At 58.1% G+C, this 22,818-nt stretch carries 22 protein-coding genes; 13 read left to right on the top strand and 9 right to left on the bottom strand.

Features of this window, described 5'->3' with window-relative positions:
• The first annotated feature begins 14 nt into the window (after positions 1-14).
• The gene (locus BLT77_RS05930) at positions 15-896 is read left to right on the top strand and encodes a helix-turn-helix domain-containing protein (protein ID WP_090363418.1); all 882 of its coding nucleotides are present in this window, start codon (positions 15-17) and stop codon (positions 894-896) included.
• A 1-nt stretch (position 897) separates the two neighbouring features.
• On the opposite strand, the gene BLT77_RS05925 is transcribed toward BLT77_RS05930, so the two are convergent.
• The 6 genes from BLT77_RS05925 to BLT77_RS05900 form a co-directional block, all read right to left on the bottom strand.
• Positions 898-1,662, bottom strand: a complete 765-nt coding sequence (locus tag BLT77_RS05925) for a helix-turn-helix transcriptional regulator (protein WP_143026572.1) — start codon at positions 1,660-1,662, stop codon at positions 898-900.
• A 91-nt stretch (positions 1,663-1,753) separates the two neighbouring features.
• Positions 1,754-1,999: a hypothetical protein gene (locus BLT77_RS05920; RefSeq protein ID WP_090363413.1), complete on the bottom strand. Its 246-nt coding sequence runs from the start codon at positions 1,997-1,999 to the stop codon at positions 1,754-1,756.
• Between the two features lie 5 nt (positions 2,000-2,004).
• Complete coding sequence (locus tag BLT77_RS05915; protein ID WP_176819203.1) at positions 2,005-3,198, bottom strand: FMN-binding protein; 1,194 nt, start codon at positions 3,196-3,198, stop codon at positions 2,005-2,007.
• 47 nt (positions 3,199-3,245) lie between these two features.
• Complete coding sequence (locus BLT77_RS05910) at positions 3,246-3,554, bottom strand: hypothetical protein (RefSeq protein WP_090363409.1); 309 nt, start codon at positions 3,552-3,554, stop codon at positions 3,246-3,248.
• Entirely contained in the window at positions 3,554-5,074 is a 1,521-nt protein-coding gene (locus BLT77_RS05905) for a 4Fe-4S dicluster domain-containing protein (RefSeq protein WP_090363406.1), read from the bottom strand. Before BLT77_RS05905 ends, BLT77_RS05910 begins: the two co-directional genes overlap by 1 nt.
• Before the next feature lie 25 nt (positions 5,075-5,099).
• Positions 5,100-6,200: a tetratricopeptide repeat protein gene (locus BLT77_RS05900; RefSeq protein WP_090363404.1), complete on the bottom strand. Its 1,101-nt coding sequence runs from the start codon at positions 6,198-6,200 to the stop codon at positions 5,100-5,102.
• 358 nt (positions 6,201-6,558) lie between these two features.
• Between BLT77_RS05900 and BLT77_RS05895 the strand changes: the two genes are divergently transcribed.
• Entirely contained in the window at positions 6,559-7,527 is a 969-nt protein-coding gene (locus BLT77_RS05895) for a LysR family transcriptional regulator (protein WP_090363402.1), read from the top strand.
• Position 7,528: 1 nt separating this feature from the next.
• Here the strand turns inward: BLT77_RS05895 and BLT77_RS05890 are convergent, their stop codons facing one another.
• Positions 7,529-8,440: a SphA family protein gene (locus tag BLT77_RS05890; RefSeq protein WP_245709879.1), complete on the bottom strand. Its 912-nt coding sequence runs from the start codon at positions 8,438-8,440 to the stop codon at positions 7,529-7,531.
• Between the two features lie 335 nt (positions 8,441-8,775).
• On the opposite strand from BLT77_RS05890, the gene BLT77_RS05885 reads away from it, so the two are divergent.
• The 8 genes from BLT77_RS05885 (at position 8,776) to BLT77_RS05855 (ending at position 17,040) form a co-directional block, all read left to right on the top strand.
• Positions 8,776-10,194 (top strand): reductive dehalogenase, encoded by a 1,419-nt coding sequence (locus BLT77_RS05885; RefSeq protein ID WP_090363400.1) that lies wholly within the window; start codon positions 8,776-8,778, stop codon positions 10,192-10,194.
• A gap of 12 nt (positions 10,195-10,206) precedes the next feature.
• Entirely contained in the window at positions 10,207-10,482 is a 276-nt protein-coding gene (locus BLT77_RS05880) for a tetrachloroethene dehalogenase (RefSeq protein WP_090363397.1), read from the top strand.
• 52 nt (positions 10,483-10,534) lie between these two features.
• Positions 10,535-11,743 carry an FMN-binding protein gene (locus BLT77_RS05875; RefSeq protein WP_090363395.1) on the top strand — a complete coding sequence of 403 codons (1,209 nt, stop codon included), beginning with the start codon at positions 10,535-10,537 and terminating at the stop codon, positions 11,741-11,743.
• Positions 11,740-11,886 (top strand): hypothetical protein, encoded by a 147-nt coding sequence (locus tag BLT77_RS20220; protein ID WP_176819202.1) that lies wholly within the window; start codon positions 11,740-11,742, stop codon positions 11,884-11,886. The genes BLT77_RS05875 and BLT77_RS20220 overlap by 4 nt, the downstream gene beginning before the upstream one ends.
• Positions 11,887-11,965: 79 nt before the next feature.
• Positions 11,966-12,622 carry a DUF3313 domain-containing protein gene (locus BLT77_RS05870; RefSeq protein WP_090363393.1) on the top strand — a complete coding sequence of 219 codons (657 nt, stop codon included), beginning with the start codon at positions 11,966-11,968 and terminating at the stop codon, positions 12,620-12,622.
• 151 nt (positions 12,623-12,773) lie between these two features.
• A complete protein-coding gene (locus BLT77_RS05865) occupies positions 12,774-14,159 on the top strand; it encodes a methyl-accepting chemotaxis protein (protein ID WP_090363391.1) in 1,386 nt (461 codons plus the stop codon).
• Positions 14,160-14,298: 139 nt separating this feature from the next.
• Positions 14,299-15,297 carry a phospholipase A gene (locus BLT77_RS05860; protein WP_090363389.1) on the top strand — a complete coding sequence of 333 codons (999 nt, stop codon included), beginning with the start codon at positions 14,299-14,301 and terminating at the stop codon, positions 15,295-15,297.
• 393 nt (positions 15,298-15,690) lie between these two features.
• Positions 15,691-17,040: a DUF3943 domain-containing protein gene (locus tag BLT77_RS05855; RefSeq protein WP_090363387.1), complete on the top strand. Its 1,350-nt coding sequence runs from the start codon at positions 15,691-15,693 to the stop codon at positions 17,038-17,040.
• Between the two features lie 60 nt (positions 17,041-17,100).
• Here the strand turns inward: BLT77_RS05855 and BLT77_RS05850 are convergent, their stop codons facing one another.
• Together BLT77_RS05850 and BLT77_RS05845 are read right to left on the bottom strand one after the other, a co-directional pair.
• Entirely contained in the window at positions 17,101-17,529 is a 429-nt protein-coding gene (locus tag BLT77_RS05850) for a DUF3010 family protein (protein ID WP_090363385.1), read from the bottom strand.
• Positions 17,530-17,542: 13 nt separating this feature from the next.
• The gene (locus tag BLT77_RS05845) at positions 17,543-19,126 is read right to left on the bottom strand and encodes an EAL domain-containing protein (protein ID WP_090363382.1); all 1,584 of its coding nucleotides are present in this window, start codon (positions 19,124-19,126) and stop codon (positions 17,543-17,545) included.
• Between the two features lie 497 nt (positions 19,127-19,623).
• Here BLT77_RS05845 and BLT77_RS05840 point away from each other — a divergent pair, with 497 nt between their 5' ends.
• The 3 genes from BLT77_RS05840 to BLT77_RS05830 are packed head-to-tail and all read left to right on the top strand — an operon-like array spanning position 19,624 to position 22,791.
• Positions 19,624-19,869, top strand: a complete 246-nt coding sequence (locus BLT77_RS05840; protein ID WP_176819201.1) for a chaperone NapD — start codon at positions 19,624-19,626, stop codon at positions 19,867-19,869.
• A gap of 19 nt (positions 19,870-19,888) precedes the next feature.
• Positions 19,889-22,372: a nitrate reductase catalytic subunit NapA gene (gene napA, locus BLT77_RS05835; RefSeq protein ID WP_090363379.1), complete on the top strand. Its 2,484-nt coding sequence runs from the start codon at positions 19,889-19,891 to the stop codon at positions 22,370-22,372.
• A 44-nt stretch (positions 22,373-22,416) separates the two neighbouring features.
• A complete protein-coding gene (locus tag BLT77_RS05830) occupies positions 22,417-22,791 on the top strand; it encodes a nitrate reductase cytochrome c-type subunit (RefSeq protein WP_090363378.1) in 375 nt (124 codons plus the stop codon).
• The last annotated feature ends 27 nt before the right edge of the window (positions 22,792-22,818 follow it).

Raw genomic sequence — 22,818 nt, 5'->3', positions numbered from 1 at the left:
TAAAGATCCTTCCAATGGTTGATGCAGAGATTAAGTCGGTAAGTTCAGAGTTTGGCCCCAAGCCGATCAACTTCTCTATCTACAAAATCCGAAACTTTCTGGAGACCTGGGAACGGGATGCGTTTCGGTTGCCGCACCGGATTCAGTTCAATGCTCTGGTCTACATCAACAAGGGCGAGGGGGAGCACTTCATTGATTACAAGCTGTATAAACTGCAGCCTGGCACCCTGCTGTGTCTGTCCAAGTATCAGGTTCATTATTTTGAACTGAATGAACACATCGATGGTTATCTGATTACCTTTGACGACGATCTGTTTAGCAATGGCGTCAATGACGGCTACGAGCAGGAGTTGGTGAACGCTTACTCTCAGGTCTCCTGTATTGAGAATTGCGATCCCAGTGTCGATGCCTTGTTTGAGGAGTTGTTTCGGGAGTACTCGCTGCCAGAGCCCCAGTTTGAGGCCGAGATTGTGCGCGGCCTGTTGCGCATTGTGTTGCTGAAAACCGTGGTTCGCTATCAGCGTCAGGCGGCCAACCGCTCGGATTCATTGGTCGCCGATGCCGCTTTCAGGCAGTTCATTGAGTTGATCGAAACTCGGTTTAAGATCAGCCGCAGTGTCGGCGATTACGCCCAGAGAATGGGGAAAAGCGTCAAACAGCTGAATAAAGTGGCCAGGGACAATGCTGGCCTGTCAGCCAAGCAGATGCTGGATTCACGCACCCTGCTGGAGTTGAAGCGGTTGCTGGCGTACAGCGATTTGTCTATCTGTGCCATTGCCACGAATACCGGTTTCATTGAAGCCACCAATATGACCAAGTTTTTCCGTCATCACACCGATATGACGCCTTCTGAGTTCCGCAGCCTCAGTCGCCACGCGGTGGCGATCCCTAAATAGTCTACAACAGCCGGACCTTGTTGCCCCTGTCGATCAGGTTGGCGATGTTGCTGGCCTGCAGCGATTGTTTTAATACGCCGATGTGATAATCGATGCCCCGCAGAGTCAGGTTCATTGTCTGAGCCATGGTTTCGCGGCTGTGACCGTTTGCCAGTAACCTCAGTACGTAGCTGGAAACCGGGCTGATGATGTTGTAATCCACCAGTGGATTGATGTCGCGGGAGTAGTCCAGAGAGAGACGCAGGTTAGTCATCTGCAGTTCGGTTTTCAGGGCTTCCTGGCAATCCTGAGCGCGTTGATACTCACCACTGTTGGCAAACAGCAGGGTAAAACGCCCGGTCATGGCTGTGGTCAGTGGACAGGGGAAGGACAGCGTGAGTTTGTGCTGATAGCCGTGGCGGTAGAGGGATTTTCTCAACGGGCTCTGGCTCGGGCCCAGATTCCAGTGGTGGCTGGGCTGGTCAAACATCGCCTGAAGATCCTCTTCGGCGCTGTGGTAGCAGCGGCTTTGATCCTGCCACAGCTTGCGCGCGGCGCCTGAGCTGGTAAACAGGTTGCGTCTTTTGGTCATCTTTTTGATGAGCTTGGCTTTCTCCAGGCTGCCGACACTCCACTGATCCAGGGACGTCAGGTCGTAGTAGTAACACAGATCGGCGCAGCCAAACCGGTCGCGCAGTTCGGCGAGCCGTTGATCGATGGCCGATGTGGCGGGTAAAGAGGTTGCTTCTGTGGCGAACACGGCGGAATGGGGTGAGTGCAGGCTCATGGCTTGGCTCCCTTCATCGGCATCTTGGTGTTGACCCCCGCAGGGAGAATTCACTCCCGGCAGGACCATGGTGGTATCGGGTTGGCACACGTTATTGGCGTCCCTGCTGGTAGTACTCCAGCAGTTCAGACTCGCTGTCTATGAACTCGCTGACCGTTCGTTTCATGGTGTCATTTTGCGGCCTCTCCTTCGGTGTCGGTGACGCGGTATGGACGAAGCGCAGCTGGGGGGTGGTGGCGGCACTGGCGGCCTGCTGCCGCTGCCACTGTGCGGCGAGGATAGCCACAATCAGCAGTGCCGATACCAGATAAAACACGGTAATGATTTGTTGTCTCACGGGAATTACTCCAGGGTTCGGCTGGCGATACGCCGGCGTGGGCGACGACGATGGTTGAGGGTCTTCCTGAGCCAGTTTTTGTTGAACATCAGATACTCGGTCAGCGGACCTATCGGACACAGCGTCTTGCACCAGGGGCGATGAACCATCAATGAGGTCAGTAGCACCAGTACTGTCAGGGCGAATAGGGCCAGTGAACCGGTGAAGCCAAACAGGATGGCGAACGGCTCGTAGCTGAAGCCAGCCGGGTTGCGATAGTAAAGACCTAAGCTCAGAGCTGTCAGCAGCAGCAGTCGCGGAATCCAGCGAAACAGGCTGTGTTTGGGGGTTGCGGCTTTGGCATTGCCGACTTTGCCCAGGCATTGTTGGGCGGTGCCGAAGGGGCACAGGCTCTGGCAATAGAGGTTGCGGTTAAAGCACAGCAGATACCCCAGAGTCAGGATCAACAACAGCATGGGCGTGTAGCTGCCAAGGCCTTTGATCCAGTCGGCGGCGAGCAACATCCCTAAGGTGGACGAGGAGAACAGTGCCGCAGAGCTAAACCCCAAGCCGAATAGGGCGGTGAGCATCAGTGCCCATTGCCAACGGTTCTTGTGTCGGTGGCGGGAGCGGTTGATGGCGATGGCGGCAGCAAACAGGGTGATGGCCAGCAGGTTGACCCAACCTAAGGCGAAGTGAGCGGATGGGAGGCTTGGCACCGGCTGGCCGTTCAGCGCCGCTTCGGCATTGGCATGGGCGGTGGCAATGGCATGCAGCAGGGCGTTGGAGGTGATGGTGGCGCCACTGATGGCATCGATGCTCGGGGGATTGGACAGTGGCTGCCCCAGCAGAGGCTGTAATAGCTTGGCATCCACCACCTTGTCTACATAGGATCGGGTGTCTTTGATGCTGAGCACCGCCAGTTGCTGGATCCGCCCGTCCATGGAGATCTGGCTGGCCAGGGTGGTGGAGCCGCCATAGCCATTGCCCCGGCCCAGGGTTAGCCAGCCACTCTGGTGACCGTCTTGGTTGAAAAGGGCGAAGCGATCCGTTGCGGTTTCTTCAAGGGTGGTGGAGGGGGGCAACAGGCTGGCCAGTTGCTGCTGTTGCTGATCGGCGATGCGCAGTCCGCCTAACACCCAGGCGGCCAGCAGAATCAGCAGTGACGAGACGCTGGCGATTCGTTCGATGGTGTGGGTGGTGAGGGAGCCGGGTTTCATAATGGACCTCATAGGGGCTGCGATGCAGCCCCGCGGAGTGAATGGAATCAGCGTTGACCGGGGCGGAGATGCAGTAACCACTTGCCGAGGCCGACGCCGGCAATGACCAGCGCCAGGCCGACGGTGCCGAGCAGGTACCAGCCGGCGTTGCCTTCGTTTTCGCCCATCAGGGTGAAGGCCCCGGCGATAGTCAGTACCAGTGACAACCAATAGCCGGCCACCAGGGCCCATTTCCAGGCGGTCATGCCTAACTTCAACTCTTTGAACCACTGGTTGGCGCCGGCAAACACCAGCACCTGGGTGGCGCCCATCAGCATCCAGAACAGAGGGTCGAGCAGGGTGGATTGTGGAAACATCAGAAAGCCTCCCAGTTGCCGTCGTAATCCCAGGTTTTATCAACCTTGAGGTAGTTTTCGGAGCGCAGCCATTCCGGTGGCTCGTGGTAGCCGGCAAAGTTGCCGCCGGACCAGTCGGCGTGGTAGTTCTCCGCGTCCGGGTAGTAGAAGAAGTTGTGCTGCATCGCCAGTAGCGTGGTGCGGGTGATGCTGGTGGGATCCCTAGGCTCCAGGTTTTTCACCAGCGCATGTATCCAGTTGTTTTTTCGGGTGTAGGGGCAAACTGCAATGCAGACCCGGCAGCCTTTGGCGCCTTCGCTGGGGCCCTGGTTCCAGAAGCGCCAGCAACTGTCCTGGTTGAAGTCCCATTTGCGGAAGCCCCGCTCCACGGTATCCATCTTGTCCGCCTTGGTGATGGAGCCGCTGGGGCAGGCGTCGGCGCAGATTTTGCAGTCTTCGCAGAAGTGGCTCATCTTCAAATCCACCGGCTTGTCCGCTTCCAGATCCAGGTCGGTGATCAACGCCGCCAGGCGAATGTTGGGGCCCACTTCCGGCGTCATCAAAATGCCGTTGCGGGCGTTTTCACCCAGCCCGGCCTGAATGGCGATGGGAGGGAGGATCAGCTCATAGTCGACAGGTGGGTGCTGGGGGCGGGCGGCGTAGCCCAGCTCGCCCAGAAATGCCGACATCAGGCCGGCGGCATTGGAGGCGCGGAAGTACGCTTCCTTGGACGAGGAGTAGCCGACGGCGGCGTACATGGGATCCCAGTTCATGGGGACGCCAAAGACGATGACGTTTTTCCAGTGGGCCGGAATCTCATCGCCCCACTCCTTGGTGCCGCGCATCATCCCTTTAAACACAAAGGCGGGATCCAGCTTGGCGATGCCCACATGGGTCATGCCGTACTTGTTGGCCATCTGCTTGATCAGTTTGGAGGCATGGGCCGGGGACTTGAACTCCACCGGTTCACGCTTCACCCATTTGAAGTCATCCTGCTCCGGGGGGGTGTCTGGCTTGGGCGGGAAGTTGCTGGTCATCAGCCCTTTATGCCAGGAGGCATCATAGGCCCAGGCCAGGGCAAAGCGGTCCCGTTGCTGCTCTTTGTTGTCGTCGTGAATCTTGTGGGCAGTAAAGGACTGCAGCATCTCCTGCCAGCGATCCGGGTACTGGGCGTAGTAGGCGCGAACCCGGCTGTCGGGAAAGTTTTGCCATCCCAGGGCGGGATCCCAGCCGCCCTTAATGGCGTGGGCGATGGCTCCGGCCCGGTTAAACAGGAAATCTCCCCAGTCGGCACGAATGACGTCACCGACCGGCTTCAGGGAGGGGGCGATCTCTACCTGGAAGGGTTCGCGGTTAATGAACATGTCGGCGCCGGCTTCGGTGCGGCCCCAGCCGACATTGGCATCGGGATCGCGGCCGAGAACAAAGCCGGCGGCGGCGGCCCCGCCCAGGGTGGCGCCGGTGGCCGCCAGGCCGCCCATCTTCAGGAAAGTCCGGCGGGATGCATCGCTCACATCCTCGCTCAGCCGTTTTTTGGTCATTGAGTATCCCCTATTGTGGTGGTTGTTATTTGAGTTGAACCGGGATCGCCTGATGCTGGCGAATCTGATCGAGAAGGTGTTGGTGGTGCAACTTGTAGGCCGGGAACAGCTTGCCCAGCTCGGCCATGGCGCCTTCGGCGTTGGCGTATTGGCCGGTGTTGAAGTAGGCCAGGAACAGCTTCTCCAGGCACCACTCATCGAAGGGATCCAGTTTCAGCAACGCCTGGGTGTCGTCGATAACGGCATGCCACTGCTCGAGCTCCAGCAGGGAGCGGGCGCGAATGGCCATCAGGTCATAGCTTCTGGGGTGCAGTTGCAGATACTGGCTCAGGGAGTCGCAAGCCTGTTGATGACGAGACTGAAAGTGCGCCACCAGCCCGTGCAGGCGCATGAACTCCGGTGTGGAAAAGTCGAATTCCCGGGCGCGTTGCAGCCACTGATCGGCATCATCGAACCGCTTAAGGGCGATGCAGGCACTGGTGGCGGTAATGTAGGTGGCGGCGATGCCCGGTTGCAGCCGATGGGCCCGTTGGCAGCTGTCGATGGCCAGCTGGAACTCCGAGGACTGGTAGTGGCAGCCGGCCAGATTTTGATGGGCCCCGGCATAGTCCGGTGCCAACTCGAGGCAGCGGTTGAAGGCGGCCACTGCCTGCTCCATCTCGCCGCTCCATACCTCCAGGTAGCCGAGGTGGAAGTGGCACAGGTGGTTGTCCGGCGTCAGGGCCAGAGCCTGTTGCAGGCTTTGTCGGGCCGACTCGCGCTCGCCCAGCTGAAACAGCGCCAGGGCGCGCTTCAGCGGCAATTCGCCCACCGACCACTGCGATGCCGAACTGTTGACCAGGATCAGTGCCAGACGATGCAGTTTAACCGTCATCAACAGGTCGAACAGCTCATTGAGGGTGGTCCCATCGAGTGAGCCAGAGGTCAGCAACTCGCTGACCACCAGGGTGAATGCCTCCTGGGCAATCCAGTCGTCGCTGTGGTCGCGGCTGTTGATGTCGGTGAGCCGCTGCCGGGTCGACTGGAAGGTATCAATCAATCGAGTCTTGGTTTGCGGATAACGTTCGTCAGCATTACAAATTCGATGAATTTGCTGAAGCAGGGTGAACCACTTAGTTTCCAACACTTGGGCCTCGCCGTAATGGAATGGTTATTGGTGAGGATCTTTGTTGTTTTTTCCTGTGGTCAAAAGGTGAAAAGCAGACCATGGATGATAAAAAACTGCCCTTCGGAAAAAACTGTGATCTTCCCCATTCTTGATTCGAGGCTTTGAGTTATTTAACTTTCTGTAATTTAAGGCTATTTCTTTATTTGACGGTAACTGGTTACAACGGCGGTGTGCAGTTTGTCCTAGTAAATTGCAGGAGTGCGGCGGGGTTCATCCTGTTTGGGCGAGGGAACGAAAAAGCAGGGCAAGGATCACGAAAAGAGGCGATGGATTTATTGATAATCCGTTTTTCATACTGCGACCAATTGAGAATGTGATGAATACTGATGACCTGGCCCTGTTTATTGCTGTTATTGAATATGGCAGTCAGAGTGAAGCGGCCAGAGTATTGGGGATTCCGGTGTCAAAGGTATGTCGTAGAATTGCTCTGCTGGAAGAAAAGCTCGGTAGCCGATTATTAGAGAGAACCACTCGAAGTCTGGCGTTAACGGAAGCCGGTGAGGCGTTGGTCGAAAGGGCCAATGTTATTCTTGCCGAGGTTGATACTCTGGAGTTGACCGTGGGCCGACTGCAGGATGAACCCGAGGGAGACGTAGTGATTGCCGCCCCAATCGACTTTGTGAATAAGTTAATGGTGCCGTCACTGCGACAGTTTCATGATCAGTACCCGAAATTAAAGTTGAAGTTTATCTCCTATCAGAGCCGGCAAAATCCTATGGACATTCAGGCCGACATTACCGTCTTTATTAGTCAGTTCAGCCCGCCGGACTCGTCACTGGTGGGGCGTAAACTGGCCTCGTTTCAACGTGGTTTTCTCGCCAGTCCCGAGTTCATTGCCGCCCACCCGCAACTGACCCACCCGCGGCAACTGGTCGATTACCCCTGCCTGATGTCGCCCAAGGGAGTGAAGCCGGGCAATTTGTGGATGTGGAACGATGGCAGCAGCAATCACTGCATCGAGGTTGATGGCCCGATTGAATCAGAGAACAACGGCTTGTGCATCTCGGCGGCGGTGGAGGGGATGGGGGTGGTCTGGGCGCCTTTGGTGATGTGTATGGAGGAGATGCGCAGTGGCCGCTTGCTGCCCCTGTTCGATGGTCAGTACTGCTGCGAGGTCAATACCTGGGGGCTGTATTCCTATCGACGCTTCCTGTCCCATAAGGTGACCCTGGCACTGGATTTTGTTCACCGGGAGTATGAGCGGTTGCAGCGGCAAATCGAGCAGATGGTGGACCAGGGCATCGTGGCGGAGGGTCAGGGGAAGCGTACTCCCCCCGAGTCGTGAATCAGAATGATTTGGTCAGGGTAAATACCAGCGAGTTGCCTTCGGCGGTGTTTTTGCTGCCGAATTCGGTGGCGTAACGCAGGTTGCCCTGCAGGTGCCAGGGCAGGTAGAACAGGTTCAGTTCGGCGCCGATGCAATAACTCTCCTTTCTCTGGTCGGCCACCACGCCGGCCCCGTCGCGGCTGTCATCACTGATCTGCCAGCTGGCGCCATAGCTGATGCCTGGACGAGCCAGCCAGCGTTCATTGAGGGCGAACTGTTTACCAATGCCCCCCTCTAGCGCGAACTCGGCGCCGGGGCGGATCTCGGTATCGTCCTGTTTGCCATTGTAGATGGTGCGGGTCAGGATGCTGGCGCTCCAGGAGCGGTCGTCACCCAGGTAATAGGTGCCGCCCAGGGTCAGCATACCGCTCCAGAAGCCCATGCCCGGAGAGGCGGCGTCGTGAGGGTTGTAGTCGCCGGTAGGGGCGATCACCGCCAGCCCCAGGGCAGCGTCGAACTCCTCGCCATACCAGAACAGGGCCAGGGGCTCGAGAACTACGTCGCCGAGGGCAAAGCTGGTCTCGTGGTCGATGCCAAGGGCGGAGGAGGAGAACTCCTCATGCACCAAGGGGACGATCACGTTGTAGGCCCAGTTGGCACCGAACAACGTTTTGTCGGTGACATGAACCAGCCGGTGCAGCTGCACGTAAGCGTCGATATCCACGTCCAGCCCGGTGTTGTCGCCGTTGTTGTCGGTCAGCTTGTCGGCACTGTACCAGGTGTTGTACATCCGGTAATGCACACCGGGAGGCGGGGGCGTTCCGGCCATGACGCCTTCACCACCGATGGGGTAGTGGGAGCCGGAGGTGGCGGCAAAAGCGGAGCTGGCCATGATGGCGGTCAGAGCGAAAGAAAGGCGAAGTGTTTTCATCAATTGAACCTCGATACTGATATAAAGGAATTAGGTCGAGTTATTATTTGTTTTTAAATTTGTTTTGCTGCAGACACCGGTTAGCATATTTAGTGATTAAATGAAGCCGGGTGTCGAATATTAGAAATCGACTCGTTCCGAGCCGGTTTCTATTCGGTGAGTATTCTATTGGTCGCAATAAATACTTTTTGTGAGTTTGATCTTTGTCTGTGGTTATTCTTTTTTGCTTATTTTGCAAAGGTGTTTTTCAGCCGAACTTTTAAAAGACGTTAAATATTAGGTGTAGAGTATTTGGCAACGTATTTAGATGTTGTTTATTCAATACAGGGGTAACCATGAGTGACAAACAGCAAATCGGTGTCGATGAAAGTCGCCGCCAGGTTTTGAAACTGGGCGCCGGTGCCGTTGCCGGCGTTGGCGCGGTGGCCGGTGCCGGCGCCTGGCTGAAACAGCGGATGGAGGGGGTGGAGCTCGATGGCTACCCCCGGCCCCTGGCCACAGATTTTGCCCCGTTTGATCAGCGTAATGTGCTGCTGACGTTTGCCACCAGCAAGGCGCTGGTGGCGGCCCATCCGGAGCGCAACGTCAATTTCAGCCAGGACAGTGGCGGTCCCATCCGCAGTGGTGAGACCCCGTTCAACTTCCAGCAGGGGATGTTTCGTTTTGCTACCGCCCACCAGCGGCCGGATAACACCAAGCCGGGCTACACCCAGCTGGATTTTGCCCTGGAGCAAGCATGTTGGCACGGCCAGGATGTAATGGCGCCGCTGCAGTCCGCCGGCATTCCCAACAGTGGTGTGTTGGGTTGGGATCAGTCTGGAGTGGAGCCGCACCGGTACCCCTTCAAGGGCTCAGTCGAGAAGATCAGCGCCATCAAAACCGCCGCCAAGACTTTCGGTGCCGTGAGGGTGGGCATCTGCAAGCGCGACCCGCGCTGGGACTACAGCCCCATCTACGACGTGCGCTCGGAGCAGGCGCTCACCTGGGAGGAGGACTTCCCGTTCGAGCCCAAGAGCGTGATCGTGATGCTGGTAGAGATGGACTACGAGGCGATGGCTACCGCGCCCGCCATCCCGGCCTCGTCCACGGCCGGTATGGGCTACAGCAACAGCTGTCTGATAGCCGGCTCCATGGCCCACTTCCTGCGCAAGTTGGGCTATCAGGCCGTGGGTTCCGGCAACGACCTGGGTAACTCGGTGGCTTACGCCATCTCCGCCGGCCTGGGTGAGGGGGCCCGCAACGGCGCCCTGGTCGCGCCCAACCTCGGTCCCAGGGTACGTATCTGCAAGGTGTACACCGACCTGGAACTGGATGAGGTGGCGTACGACAAGCCCCGGGACTTCGGCATCATCTCGTTCTGCGAACATTGCAAACGCTGTGGCGATGCCTGCCCTTCCGATGCCATCTGCATGGATGATAAGCCGTCGATGGCGCCGACCTATGCGGGTGCCGACGATCCGCAGTATTGCTGGGAGAATCACAAGGGGGTGTTGAAGTTCTACAGCGACTCCAAGAAGTGCTTCAAGTTCTGGTCTGAGAATGGCGGTGACTGCGGTATCTGTATCGCCGCCTGTCCGTGGAACAAACCGGACTTTTGGCACCATCGTCTGATCGATGCTTCCAATACCTTCACCGGTGGCATGGTGCACAGCATGATGACCCAGGCGGACATCCTGTTCGGTTACGGCAACGTCAATGATGAGAAGGCGATTGAGAAGTTCTGGGTCAGCGGATTCAGTGGCGACTTTAGTTAAGGGGAACGAGCGATGATGGGATTGATGTGGTACTTGATGGGCATGGGCACCACGGCGGCGCTGTGGGGCTATCTGAGGCTGCGACGCACCTTTGTTCTGGAGTGGAAAGCCAATCTGGGTTTGGGGCTGGCCTTTGTGCTGCTGTGGTTGTGTGTGGGCTGGTCCTGGGGCTCCTTTGCCGAAGGAGAGCCTCAGTCTGGCGCCATGGGTCTGCTGTGCTTCGGCCTTTCCTCGCTGATGCTGACGGTATTGACGGTACGCCATTGGGTCCTGCCCGGTAGAAAGTGAGTTAATGCGGTCCCCGCGCCGGGCGTGGGGGCCGTTTGCATAAGAGACAACGATGAAGCAATCGAACAACCGCGGCCGGACAGTGTCGCGGCCGGCCATCAACTGGGCACCCTGGCTTGGGCGCCTGTGCTGGCTGTCATTGCTGGCCGCCTTCGTGGTGGGGCTGGTGTGGCGTCAACCGGATCACCTGCTGCAGCTGCAGGAGGTGTTTCCCGGCGCCGAGATTCAGCGGCTGACGGAGGCCTCTGGCGAGCAGTACCGAGTGCTGGACGAAAACAGGGCATTGACGGTGAGCCTGGGGCAGGGACAGGGCTACGGCGGGCCTCTGGTCACTGCGGTAATTGTGGATGAGCGGGGGCGGCTGCAGGATACCCGGTTGGTGTCGCACAAAGAGACACCGGGGTACCTGTTTCGCTTTGCCGACGGTAAGTTTTTGCGCCAGTTTCGCGGCCACATGGCCAACAGTGATTTTTTGTTGGGGCAGGGGGTGGATGCGCTCAGTGGTGCAACCCTGACCTCCCGAGGGCTGACGTCGAGTATTCGTCAGGGAGCCCATCAGGCGGCGATGCGGCTGGGACTGGCGCGAAGCTGGGCCGAGCCTGAGCTGCACGTTGGCCTCAAGGAGCTGCTGGCCGTGCTGCTGTTCGTGGCGGCGGCCCTGAGCCGGCGGGTTCCCCGGGCTTACCAGAGCCGCTACAACCGGGTGCTGTCGGTGGCCTCGGTGTTGCTGATTGGCTACTGGTTGAACTCGGCGCTGTCCATCGCCCTGGTGGGTTCGATGCTGCTGGGCTATTTCCCGTCACCGGCTCAGCATCCGCTGTGGTACATCATGCTGGCGGGCACCCTGGGATCCATCCTGTTACTGGGGCGAAACCTGTACTGCAGCCAGCTGTGTCCTTTTCACCAGATTCAGAAATGGCTGCATCGCATCAGCGGCCTCAACCTAGCTCTGCACCCGGCGCTGAAGCGCCGTGGCAAATGGCTGGCCAACGGCTTGCTGTGGCTGTCGACGATGCTGATTTTTCTGTCGCGCACGCCAGCCATGGGAGCCTACGAACCCTTTTCGATGCTGTTCTCCCTCGATGGCCTGGGCGTACAGTGGTACCTGCTGCCTCTGAGCTTGCTGGGGGCGTTTGTGGTCAGCGATTTCTGGTGCCGGTTGTTTTGCCCGCTGGGGCGGTTTTTGACCCTGACGCTGGAGCTTCGGGCCAGGGGCCGCCGTTATCTGCCCGGCCGACTGGGTATCGGGAGGCGGTCATGAGTGGTCAAGCTGGTGGCGCCGGCCGTCGAAGCCCGGTGACAGCGCCAAGGGAGATTCTGTGTACGACCCTGGTCACCCTGTTGACCCTTGGAGTGATCGTGTTGTTTTTTCTGCAGCAGTGGCGGGAAAGCGGCGCTTTATGATGTCGGGTTAACCCCTGCTACATTTTGGGTTTGCTCCTGTTAAACTGCCGTCATTGACTTTCGATTCACTGAGATTCCGATGAAGCGTTTCCTGTTTGTGTTATTGCCTCTGCTGCTGGTGACCGGTTGTGCCCACAGGATGTTACAGCACGATGCCCTGTTCAGCTCTTTTGAGGATTTTCGTCCAGGGCCTGAGGGGGGCGTGGATCTGGTGTGGGCGACACCGTCGATCGGCTCCATTGCCGAGCTGCAGCAGCGGCTGAAAGGCTACGATAAGCTGGCTCTGGAGCAGGTATGGGTGGTGGTGGATGAGGATACCGGCATCACCAATGAACAGGTGGATGAGCTGACCCGTTACATTACCGAGGCGATCATTGATAAACTGGACGGCCGCTTTACCCTGGTGGACGAGGTGGATGAATCGACCCTGAGAATGAGCATCGCCCTGACCAATATCGAGACGCCCAACCCCATTTTGGCGGTGACCAGCACGCTGCTGCCGGTGGGGCTGGGGATCTCCACCCTGTCCAAGGTGGTCACCGGTGAGTACACCAATGTGGGCGGTGGCACCATTGAACTGCTGGTCAGAGACGGAGAAACCGGTCAACCGCTGATCGCGGCCATCGACCGCCGCCAGGGCGGGAAGGGGCTGGGGGCGATCATCGACTCCACCGATGATGTCAAAGACGCCATCGACTGGTGGGTGGAGCGATTGGGGCACTCTTTTAACAATTGAGCGTTAAATCGCCAACCCACAAGTCAGGGTGATAACATCCTTTTAATATCCTGATGGATGATTATACTGGCCGTGTTATGCGTGGGTCGGCATATGTGCATCTGCGGGTGTGGTTGGCCCGGTTATCAATGCAGATTCTGTGGGTCTCAGAATGAAAGAAGTCGCATTTCGCTGGGTGGATAAATGGCTGATCCACCTCAGCTTGAGAGAAAAATTCTACCTCATTTTCCTGTTGCCTTTAGTGGCTTTCCTGTTCTTTTCTTCGGTGCTGGTTCAGCAGGCGGATCATCGGGCTGATCAGGCCCAGGCCCAGCAACAGCAACTGGTGCAGCGGCTGTTGGCCCGTGGCGAGGTGAACCGGGCCGAGGCGGTTGATCTTTTGCAGGGCAGTGGCCTGCTCCTGGAACCGGACACCTCTGCCGCAGGCTACCGGGTGGTGGCAAGTCCACAACCCGGCTTGCTGTCACAGCTGGCAGCCTGGCAGGTGGCGGTACTGGCCCTGCTGGTTACGGTGGCGGCGATGGTGGCGTATTACGTCATGAGCTTCATCGGCGGGGCGATGTTCAGTACCTACCGGGCACTGCAAAACCTGGCCGATGGCGACCTGCAACAGCGGCTGAACTACATTCCGGTCCGGGATGAATTCAGCCTGCTGGCGGTGACCATCGATCGGGTCACGGAGCGGGAACAGCAGTTGGTGCTGGAGATGCGAAACGCCTCGTCGCTGCTGTCCGGTATCGGTGAGGAGTTGACTGGAATGAGTCAGCAGTCGGAGGTGCTGGCGGCGGATCAACAATCCCAGATTGATGGCCTGGCCGGGGCCAGTGTGCAGATGGAGGCCTCCATTCGGGAGGTGGCCGCACACGCCGAAGACTCCTCGGCACAAACCCAGAATGCCGCCGAGGCGTCCAACGAGGGGCAGCGCAAAGTGGGTGATACCCGCGGTGCCATTGGTACCCTGGCGAAGGAGATTGAGCAGGCGCGTCAGGCGGTGGCGGAGCTGGATGCCAGCAGTATCGAGATCGGCAAGGTGCTGACGACCATCAACGCCATCTCCGAGCAGACCAACCTGTTGGCACTCAATGCCGCCATCGAAGCGGCCCGGGCCGGTGAGCAGGGGCGCGGATTTGCGGTGGTGGCCGATGAAGTACGCACCCTGGCCAGCCGGACCCAGCAGGCCACGGTGGAGATTCAGGGCATGGTTGAGGGGCTGCAGGGACACAGCCTGGGGCTGAAACGGATGACCGACAGCACGGTGGAAAATGCCCACCAGAGCCAGACTCTGATGAGCGGCGTCCACGATGAGATTGAGCGGGTCAGTGCCCTGAACCTGTCTATCTCCAATCGCAGTGCCGAGATCGCGGCGGCGGCGACCCAGCAGGGCAGTGTGGCGGCGGATATCGCCTCCAGCCTGGAGCGGGTGCGCAGCCAGTCCCACGACGTGGTGGGGATGATTCGTGACTCTGCGGGCAACGTAGAGCGGATCAGCCAGCAGGCGCAGGTCATCGAACAATTGGTGAAAGATCTGAGGGCGTAATGTGCCCGCAGATTGCGAAACCGGCCATTGGCCGGTTTTTTCGTATCTCTGCCCCTTGGGTTAGTGTAAGTGTTTGTTATTTTTGAATTGATTTTTTGATATTCTGATATCAATTTGTTGGTAATACACAGGATGGAAAATGGGATTCACTCTGGTGATGATGGCGGCGGCGCCACTGGCGACCGAGCAGCAGCAGTGCTTGTTGCAGGCGCTTGAAACGGCGACGGCAGACACCACCGTTGCCCAGCTTCGTCAGCAGTGTGCTGAGACGGTCGATAGCAGCACCGTGGTGGCGGCTCGCCACGACCCGAATGTCAGGGAACCGCACGAGTCGGCACTGGAGCAGCGCATCGAAGATGAGCAGAGGCTGATGGGATCCGATTTCAGCCTCACTGCGCACCGAAACAACTACATACTGCCCTTTACCTACAATGACACGCCGAACCAGGCGCCGTTTGACCCCGACGAACTGCCGTTGCAGCGCTCGGAGATCAAATTCCAGTTCAGCTTTAAGCTGCCGCTGACGGTGCCGCTGTTTTCCGACTCCGGCCGGCTGTTTTTTGCCTACACCAACCAGAGTTGGTGGCAGGCTTACAACACCGACCACTCGGCGCCGTTTCGGGAAACCAACCATGAGCCGGAGCTGTTCTGGGCGCAAAAGGTGGACTGGACGCTGGGGGACTGGAAACTGCCGGTGGTCGGCTTTGGCATCAACCATCAGTCCAATGGCCAGAATGGTGACAAGAGTCGAAGCTGGAACCGGCTGGTGGGAACGGCGGTATTTGAGCAGGGAGACTGGACTGTTGCGGCCACCGGATGGTATCGCCTGCCAGAGGATGAGAAGCAATCCCCACAGGACACCCGGGGCGATGACAATCCGGACATCACCGACTATCTGGGCTATGGCGAGTTGGGGGTGATCTACAAATACCAGGAGCACACCTTCATGGGCCAGTTCCGCAATAACCTGGATGTGAAGGACAACCGCGGTTCGGCCGAGTTGGGCTGGACCTTTCCACTGGGGAATAAGGTCCGTGGCTATGTGCAGTATTTCTATGGCTATGGCGAAAGCCTGATTGACTATAACGTTAAGACCAATCGCATCGGGGTCGGCCTGGAGATGACCCCGATTCTGTAACCGTAAGCCACCGGGGCGGCAGCCCCGGTGATCTCCATCCAGAGTTCAGTCTTTGCACCCAGCCGCCATCGAGGCTGCCGGTAGAAGTGGCGGGTAAGATCCTCACCAGCCTCACTCCCGCAACACACCGTGAACGGCCCGTCAACCCTGCGCCGATCCCGGCCAGCAGCAGAGCAGACAGCGTGGCATGCCGCAACACCGGCCAGCGGTGGTGGGTTCGTCGTTGGTGGTTCGAATCTTCAACGGGTTGGCACACTCAGGTGGTGACCATTGACCCTTTTCCCATTGTTGCCAGGCCTTGCCAGTTCCCCCGACGATTGAATATCAGAAAAACGTTACCACTTTGTTATGGCTGGTTATAATTGAATCAGCGCCAAATTTCAGGGAGTTAACATGATGACAGGGATAGCGCGTCAATGGCTGATGGCGGCAGTGGTTGTGATGGCGTGGAGCGGGTCGGGCTGGGCCGAGTCCGAGGAGGTGTACCGGCACCAGGTGACCAACAGCAGCTGGGAGCAGAAGAGCGTGTCGGCATCGGCGTACGACGACCCCTACCGGGTATCGCTGTTTGATGCGCCCCATGGCGAGGACAAGGCCCGGTTGTGGTCACAGACCAAGTCCCTGGCCTGGTACGGGGTGGGGGTGGCCGGCTTCATTGCCTTGCTGCCCGAAGACATCTCCAACTGGGACAAGGATAACGCCAAACCCTTCAGCAAATGGTGGGATAACGTGTCCCAGGGGCCGGTGTGGGACCGGGATAACTGGCAGATCAACTACGTCGGCCACACCTATTTTGGTGGCGTCTATTACCAGGTGGCGCGCAAATCGGGCTATCGGCAGTGGGACGCCTTTATGTACTCCTTCCTGATGTCGACCTTCTACTGGGAGTACGGCCTGGAGGCCTTTGCCGAGGTGCCGTCGATCCAGGATATCGTCGTCACGCCGGTGCTGGGCTGGGTGTATGGCGAATGGGCGTTTCACGCCGAGCAGACGATCTGGGCCCAGGGGGGCAAGGTGTGGGGGTCACAGACCCTGGGTGATACGGCGTTGTTCTTTCTCGACCCTGTGGATGCGTTGGGACGGGGCATCAATAGCCTGTTTGAACGGCAGGTGATTAAGGCTGGGACCGGTTACCTGACCGTCAGCGAGGTGCCGATGGGCAATAGTCGCAGTGATACTCAGGTGCAGCTGGGGCTCAGATACCGTTTCGGCGGCAGCAGTGGTGAGGCCGGGGAGCTTGCGTCAGTTCGAGGTTCTGGTCGCCATCATGCGGAGGATCCTGTGGATTTTGGTATTGTCGGACTGGGGATAGGGGTGGCGGAGCTGAACCCGGATGATTACTGGGCGGTCGGGGGCGGTAGCGTACCTGTGGTGACTCTGGGCCTCTACTTCTCTCCGCGCTGGTCGACCCGCTTGAGCTACGCCAGCACCGATCTCAGCGAAAAGGGCACCGGCAAGCAGCTGACCTATGAGAATTACAGCGCCGATGTGCAGTACTACTTTAATGGTGACCGTGATCTGCGGCCGTTTGTGACGCTGGGAATTGGAGAAACGCTGCGGGATCAGGATCGGGACAAGAAGACGTTTCAGGTCAATGGCGGGCTGGGGCTGCATTGGCAGTTGCACCCCAACTGGGCGGTGCAGGCGGACTGGCGTCATTTTCACAGCACCCGTTTTTCCACCACCGATGATCTGCTGGCGACCCAGTTGATCTACCGCTTTGGTCGGGGCGAGCGCCGTTAGCCGGGGTAAAACGACACCGCCCGGCACGGGCCGGGCGGTGAGTCAGCAGCTAACCGGTGGTTAGCGCTTCATGTTCAGGTAGGCATAGCCGGTGGCGAAGGCGTGCTCCTGGAACTGCTTCAGGCCCACCTCTTTCATGCCGATGTCCACCGGCTGACGCTTGAGGCTCTCTTTGATGGCGGTGCCGGACACCACTTCCACATCAATGCCTTCCGCCAGCTGCATGGCCGCTTCCATCTTGAATCCGATGGCACTGCCGGCAAACTTGCCTTTCATCGGTCGCTCGCGAATCACCACTTTATCGACCTTGTAGTCGCTGACCAGCTTGGCGAACTCCGCCTGAAACGCCTTAAGCGGCTTGACCGCGGTGCCGTCATTCAGAGTCAGCTTCCGGGCGCGGCACTCGGCCACATTAAACAGACCCCGATCCAAGCCAAGGATGCAGACAATGGCTTCGTTACTTTTCAATTCAACCGCACAAATTTTCATTTTTTCACCTAATTCAGGTCTGCCTGGTGGCCAGATCGCCGGCTAGTATAGTGGAATCCGGCTGCGGGCGGGAGGGACGAAGGCGGTTTTGCTGCTCTTTTGCCTGAGAATTGTCCAACGGGCCGGGTCTGGCAAATAGGTAGCCCTGCATACGGATGACGCCCCGGGCCAGCAGGTACTGGCGCTGCGCCTCGGTTTCCACCCCTTCGGCAATGAGGGTGATATTGAGCCGGTGCGCCAGTTGCAGAATCGAGTCCAGCACCGGCTGCGTGTCGCTCTGATGGTGGACCATCTGCACAAAGCTCTTGTCCACCTTAAGGAAATCCGGCTGGAATACCTTCAGACTGGCCAGACCGTTATGGCCGGTACCAAAGTCGTCAATGGCCACTTTAAAGCCCCGCTGACGAATGTCGTACAGGGTTTTCTGAAAATGGGCGGACTGAAAGTCCAGCACTTCGCGCTCGGTGATCTCCACCACCATCTGCCAGGGCTCGATACCAATCTGCCGGCTCAGGTGCTCCAGAAAATCCCCAAGGTCGCGGTTTTCAGTCAGCAGTTGCTGACCGGCAAGGTTGATGCTCAGGTAGCCGTGCTGATCGGGCAGGTACTGGCATTGCGGCGCCAATTCGTACAGCAGCCTGTCCAGCTGGTGGTGGAACTCCAGCAGCGGAATGAACTCATCGGGGGGGATGGCGCCCAGTTGCGGGTGTTGCCAGCGGGCCAGCAGTTCGTGGCCCAGCACCCGCTTGTCGCGGCCATCAACGATGGGCTGAAATACCGGGTAGATTTCCCGGTTGCTGAAGGTATCCAGCAGATCTTCCGGGTGCAGGCCACGGTAGCTGCGCCAGTACAGCAGCAGCAGGGTGATGGCCAGGGCGACAAACAACGACACCGGTACGCCGATGGCCAGATTCTGCTTCATCGCCATCAGCAGGTGTTTGGGGTGGACGTAGAGGTTGATCTCCAGATCCCCTCGGCCCTTGTGGTACTGCTGCGACCACCCGGTGCGGATGCTGCTGCCCAGGGTGATGATGGTTTCCTGTTTGTAGTTCAGGGTGATCAGTGAGTAGCTTAGAAACTGTTCCTCTGGAAACAACAGCTTCATCAGCCGCCGGCTCTTGCTGATGCCGAACAGGTAGCGGTTACCTTCGAGTCTGATGGCCATCAACTGATAGGATTGCAGGTGATGACTGTTGTTCTTCATCCAGATGGGCCCGGCTCCCGTTGCGACCACATCAAAGGCGGTGGAGGGGGCGATGATCAGATCCTGATCACGACAAAATCCCTGTTCGTCGCTCATGGTGGCCAGGTAGTCAAAGTAGTGGGAGTGTTTGGCGGCCCGTTTTAATTCCCGCTCAGAGGTGGCGTTGCAGATTCCCCAGGGCACCGATTGGGCCAATTGGCTGAGTTCGCTGTGGCTGTGATTGTAATAGGCTTCAAACAGGGACAGGCCCAAAGTCAGGCGGGAGTTAATGGTGTTGGAGTGGTTCAGCAGGCTCAGGGCAATGCTGAAAATCAGGCCCATGGCCAGAGTGATCGAGAAGTAGCGCCATCCCAATCGAATCAAGCGTCCAAGTTGCCACCTCAGTTTGTTCATCTCAGGTTCAGCGTCCTTTGGGAACCCCAACTGTGAGGCTCAACTTAACATATTTAATAATGAAAAAAATGCACTCACGCACAGGTTGTGAAAAAAATGTAATCGCCAATTCGAATGTCCATATGATTGAATTGACAGTCTTTCCTCCTCTTCTTTCTGCGCCGGTAACCCGGCCTGCCTATGCCCGCCGCGGCGGCGTTGCATCCCGGGAGGGGGCCGGCCGGTGCCGGCTTCCGACGGCCAGCGGTTGCAGCAACTGGCCGCCCGGATGGCTGTGATCCTGGCCACAGAACCTCATTTCTGCAATCAGGCTCACGAATTTGATTCGGCCTCAGATCTCATATTAATCAAATGTTAAAAAAATAACCTTTCTGTTTTTGGCCAGAAATTCGACCTGTCCCCTATCTCTTAAGGAATACCCCCTAAGGGGTATGGTTACTGCGGGGTCAAAAAAACACCATCACTATTAACTTGTTGGAACCGAGTTGGTGAACACCTTGACAGAATCTATTCACATAAGCGGCCTGGTGGTCCACTGCCATAAAGAGGCACAGCCCGAGGTCGTACCGGCCCTGGCGCAGATCTCTGGCTGTGAACTGCACTCTCAGACAGAGGACGGCAAGCTCGTCGTCACTCTGGAAAGTGACAGCCAGCAAAGCACCAATGCAGCAATTGAAGCGATAGGCGCCATAGCCGGAGTGATTAACACCGGTCTGGCCTATCACCGTGTAGAACAACTCTAATAATTATCAAGAGGATGATATGAGCTTGAACAGACGCGAGTTTATTAAAGCCAATGCGGCGGTGGCAGCCGCGACCGCTGCCGGCGCCATCTTGCCGGTCACCACGGTGAATGCGGCCGAAGGTAAGGATGACCTGGAGTGGGGCAAGGCACCGTGCCGCTTCTGCGGTGTGGGCTGCTCCATTATGGTAGGTACCCGCGACAACAAGGTCATGGCGACCCGGGGTAACCCGGACAGCCCGGTGAACAAGGGCATGGCCTGTGCCAAAGGCTACTACCTGTCCAAGATCATGTACGGCAAGGATCGCCTGACTACGCCGCTGCTGCGGATGAAAAATGGCCAGTACGCCAAAGACGGTGAACTGACTCCGGTAAGCTGGGATCGCGCCTATGAAACCATGGCCGACAAATGGAAAGCGGCCCTGAAGAAGAAGGGCCCCAGCTCCGTTGGCATGTTCGGCTCCGGTCAATGGACCGTGTGGGAGGGCTATGCCGCCGTTAAGATGATGAAGGCGGGTTTCCGCTCCAACAACATCGATCCCAACGCCCGTCACTGTATGGCGTCGGCGGTGGTCGGTTTCCTGCGGGCCTTCGGCATCGATGAGCCCATGGGGTGTTACGATGACATTGAGCATGCCGATGATTTCGTGCTGTGGGGCTCCAATGCCGCCGAAGCGCACCCGGTACTGTGGAACCGCGTCACCGAGCGTCGCCTGGGCCACCCCGGCGCGCAGATTCATGCCATCTCCACCTACAAGAACCGCTGTTTCGACATCGCCGATACCGGTCTGATTTTCAAGCCGCAGACCGACTTGATTCTGCTGAACTACATCGCCAACTACATCATCGAAAACGATGCGGTAAACAAAGAGTTTGTGAACAAGCACACCAAGTTTGCCATGGCGACCACCGACATCGGTTACGGTCTGCGCCCGGATCATCCTCGTGAAAAGGCGGCCAAGAACCAGAAGTCGGCCAAGAAGATGACGCCGATGAGCTTTGAGGAGTACGCCAAGTTCCTCAGCACCTACACCCTGGAGTACACCGTTGAAAAGACCGGTGTCGACGCCGATGCGCTGGTGAAGATTGCCAAAGCCTACGCCGATCCAAAGCGTAAGGTAATGAGCATGTGGTGCATGGGTGCCAACCAGCACGTGCGCGGCGTGTGGGTCAACAACTCCATCTACAACATCCACCTGCTGACCGGCAAGATCTCCGAGCCTGGCAACAGCCCGTTCTCGCTCACCGGTCAGCCCTCTGCCTGTGGTACCGCCCGTGAAGTGGGCACCTTCGCCCACCGTCTGCCAGCCGACATGGTGGTGATGAAGAAGCCCCACCGTGACATTACCGAGAAACGCTGGCAGCTGCCGGAAGGCACCATTCCGCCTAAGCCCGGTTACCACGCCGTGTTGCAGAGCCGAATGCTCAAAGACGGCAAGCTGAACTGCTACTGGACCCAGGTGACCAACAACCTGCAGGCCGGCCCCAACATCAATGAAGAGACGTTGCCAGGGTTCCTGAATCCGGAAAACTTCATTGTGGTGTCCGACTCCTACATGACCGTGACCGCCTCCATGGCCGATCTGGTGCTGCCTACTGCCATGTGGGTCGAGAAAGAGGGCGCCTACGGTAACGCCGAGCGTCGCGGCCAGTACTGGCACCAGCTGGTTAAGCCGGTAGCCGGAGCCCGCTCCGACGTACTGCAGGTGGTGGAGTTCTCCAAGTACTTCAAGATGGAAGAGGTATGGCCGGAAGAGCTGCTGGCTGCCAAGCCGGAGTATCGCGGCAAGACCATGTTCGACGTGCTGTTCGGTAACGGCGTGGTGGACAAGTTCCCGGTCTCCGATTGCAAAGGCAAGTACAACGACGAGTCCAAGTCGCTGGGCTTCTACCTGCAGAAAGGCCTGTTTGAAGAGTACGCCGACTTCACCCGCGGTCACCAACATGACCTGGGCGCCTTCGATGACTACTTCGGCGAAGGCCTGCGCTGGCCGGTGATCGATGGCAAAGAGACCCTGTGGCGCTTCAAAGAGGGTCTGGACCCTTACGTTAAGCCAGGCAGTGGCTTCGAGTTCTACGGTAAGCCAGACGGTAAGGCGATGATCATTGCCAACCCCTATGAGGGACCGGCGGAAGATCTGAGTGCCGATTACGATCTGTGGTTGTGTACCGGTCGGGTACTGGAGCATTGGCATACCGGCACCATGACCGGCCGTGTGGATGAGCTCAATGCCGCTTACCCCAACGCCAAGGTGTACATGAGCAACGAAGACGCCGCCAAGCGAGGCCTCAAGCGTGGTGATGAAGTGGTGGTGTCCAGCCCTCGTGGTTCCCTGCGCACCCGCATCGAAACCAAGGGCCGCTACGACATGCCTGAAGGGGTGGTGTTCATGCCGTTCTGCGACGCCAAGCAGCTGGTCAACAAACTGCTGCTGGATGCCACGGATCCGATGTCGAAAGAGACCGACTTCAAGAAGTGTCCGGTTCAGATCGTCAAGGCTTAATCGAATAGGGAAGGGGCCGCTCGGCGGCCCCTATGGAGAGACCAATGAAAGCAAAAATCATAATGGTAGCAGCGGCCTTCATCGTGGCTGGCTGTCAGATGAACGCCGTCGATGCCCCTCAGAATGAGGCTAAATCCCGTCGCGGTGACGCCGAGGTTAACACTCAGGTTGCGGCGGCCGAGATCGCCAACTACCCGAAAAAGGCCGTGGTGGCTGATGTGTTTGCCGGCCAGCCGCCGCTGATCCCTCACAAGGCGACTTACCCCATCAACCTCAAGCGTAATGGCTGCATGAGCTGCCACAAGCCGAAGAGGAACACGCTGCCGGTGAGCCACACCATCGATGGCCAGGTGAAAGGCAAGTTGTATCAATGCCGCGTCTGCCACCTGCCACAAGCCGATAACGTCGCCGCACGCTAATTACACCCCACAAGAGGGGCAGCGAAG

Origin of the sequence: Ferrimonas sediminum, from assembly GCF_900100175.1 — a bacterium.
GTDB lineage: Bacteria > Pseudomonadota > Gammaproteobacteria > Enterobacterales > Shewanellaceae > Ferrimonas > Ferrimonas sediminum.
This window is presented reverse-complemented; position numbering and strand designations above follow the sequence as displayed.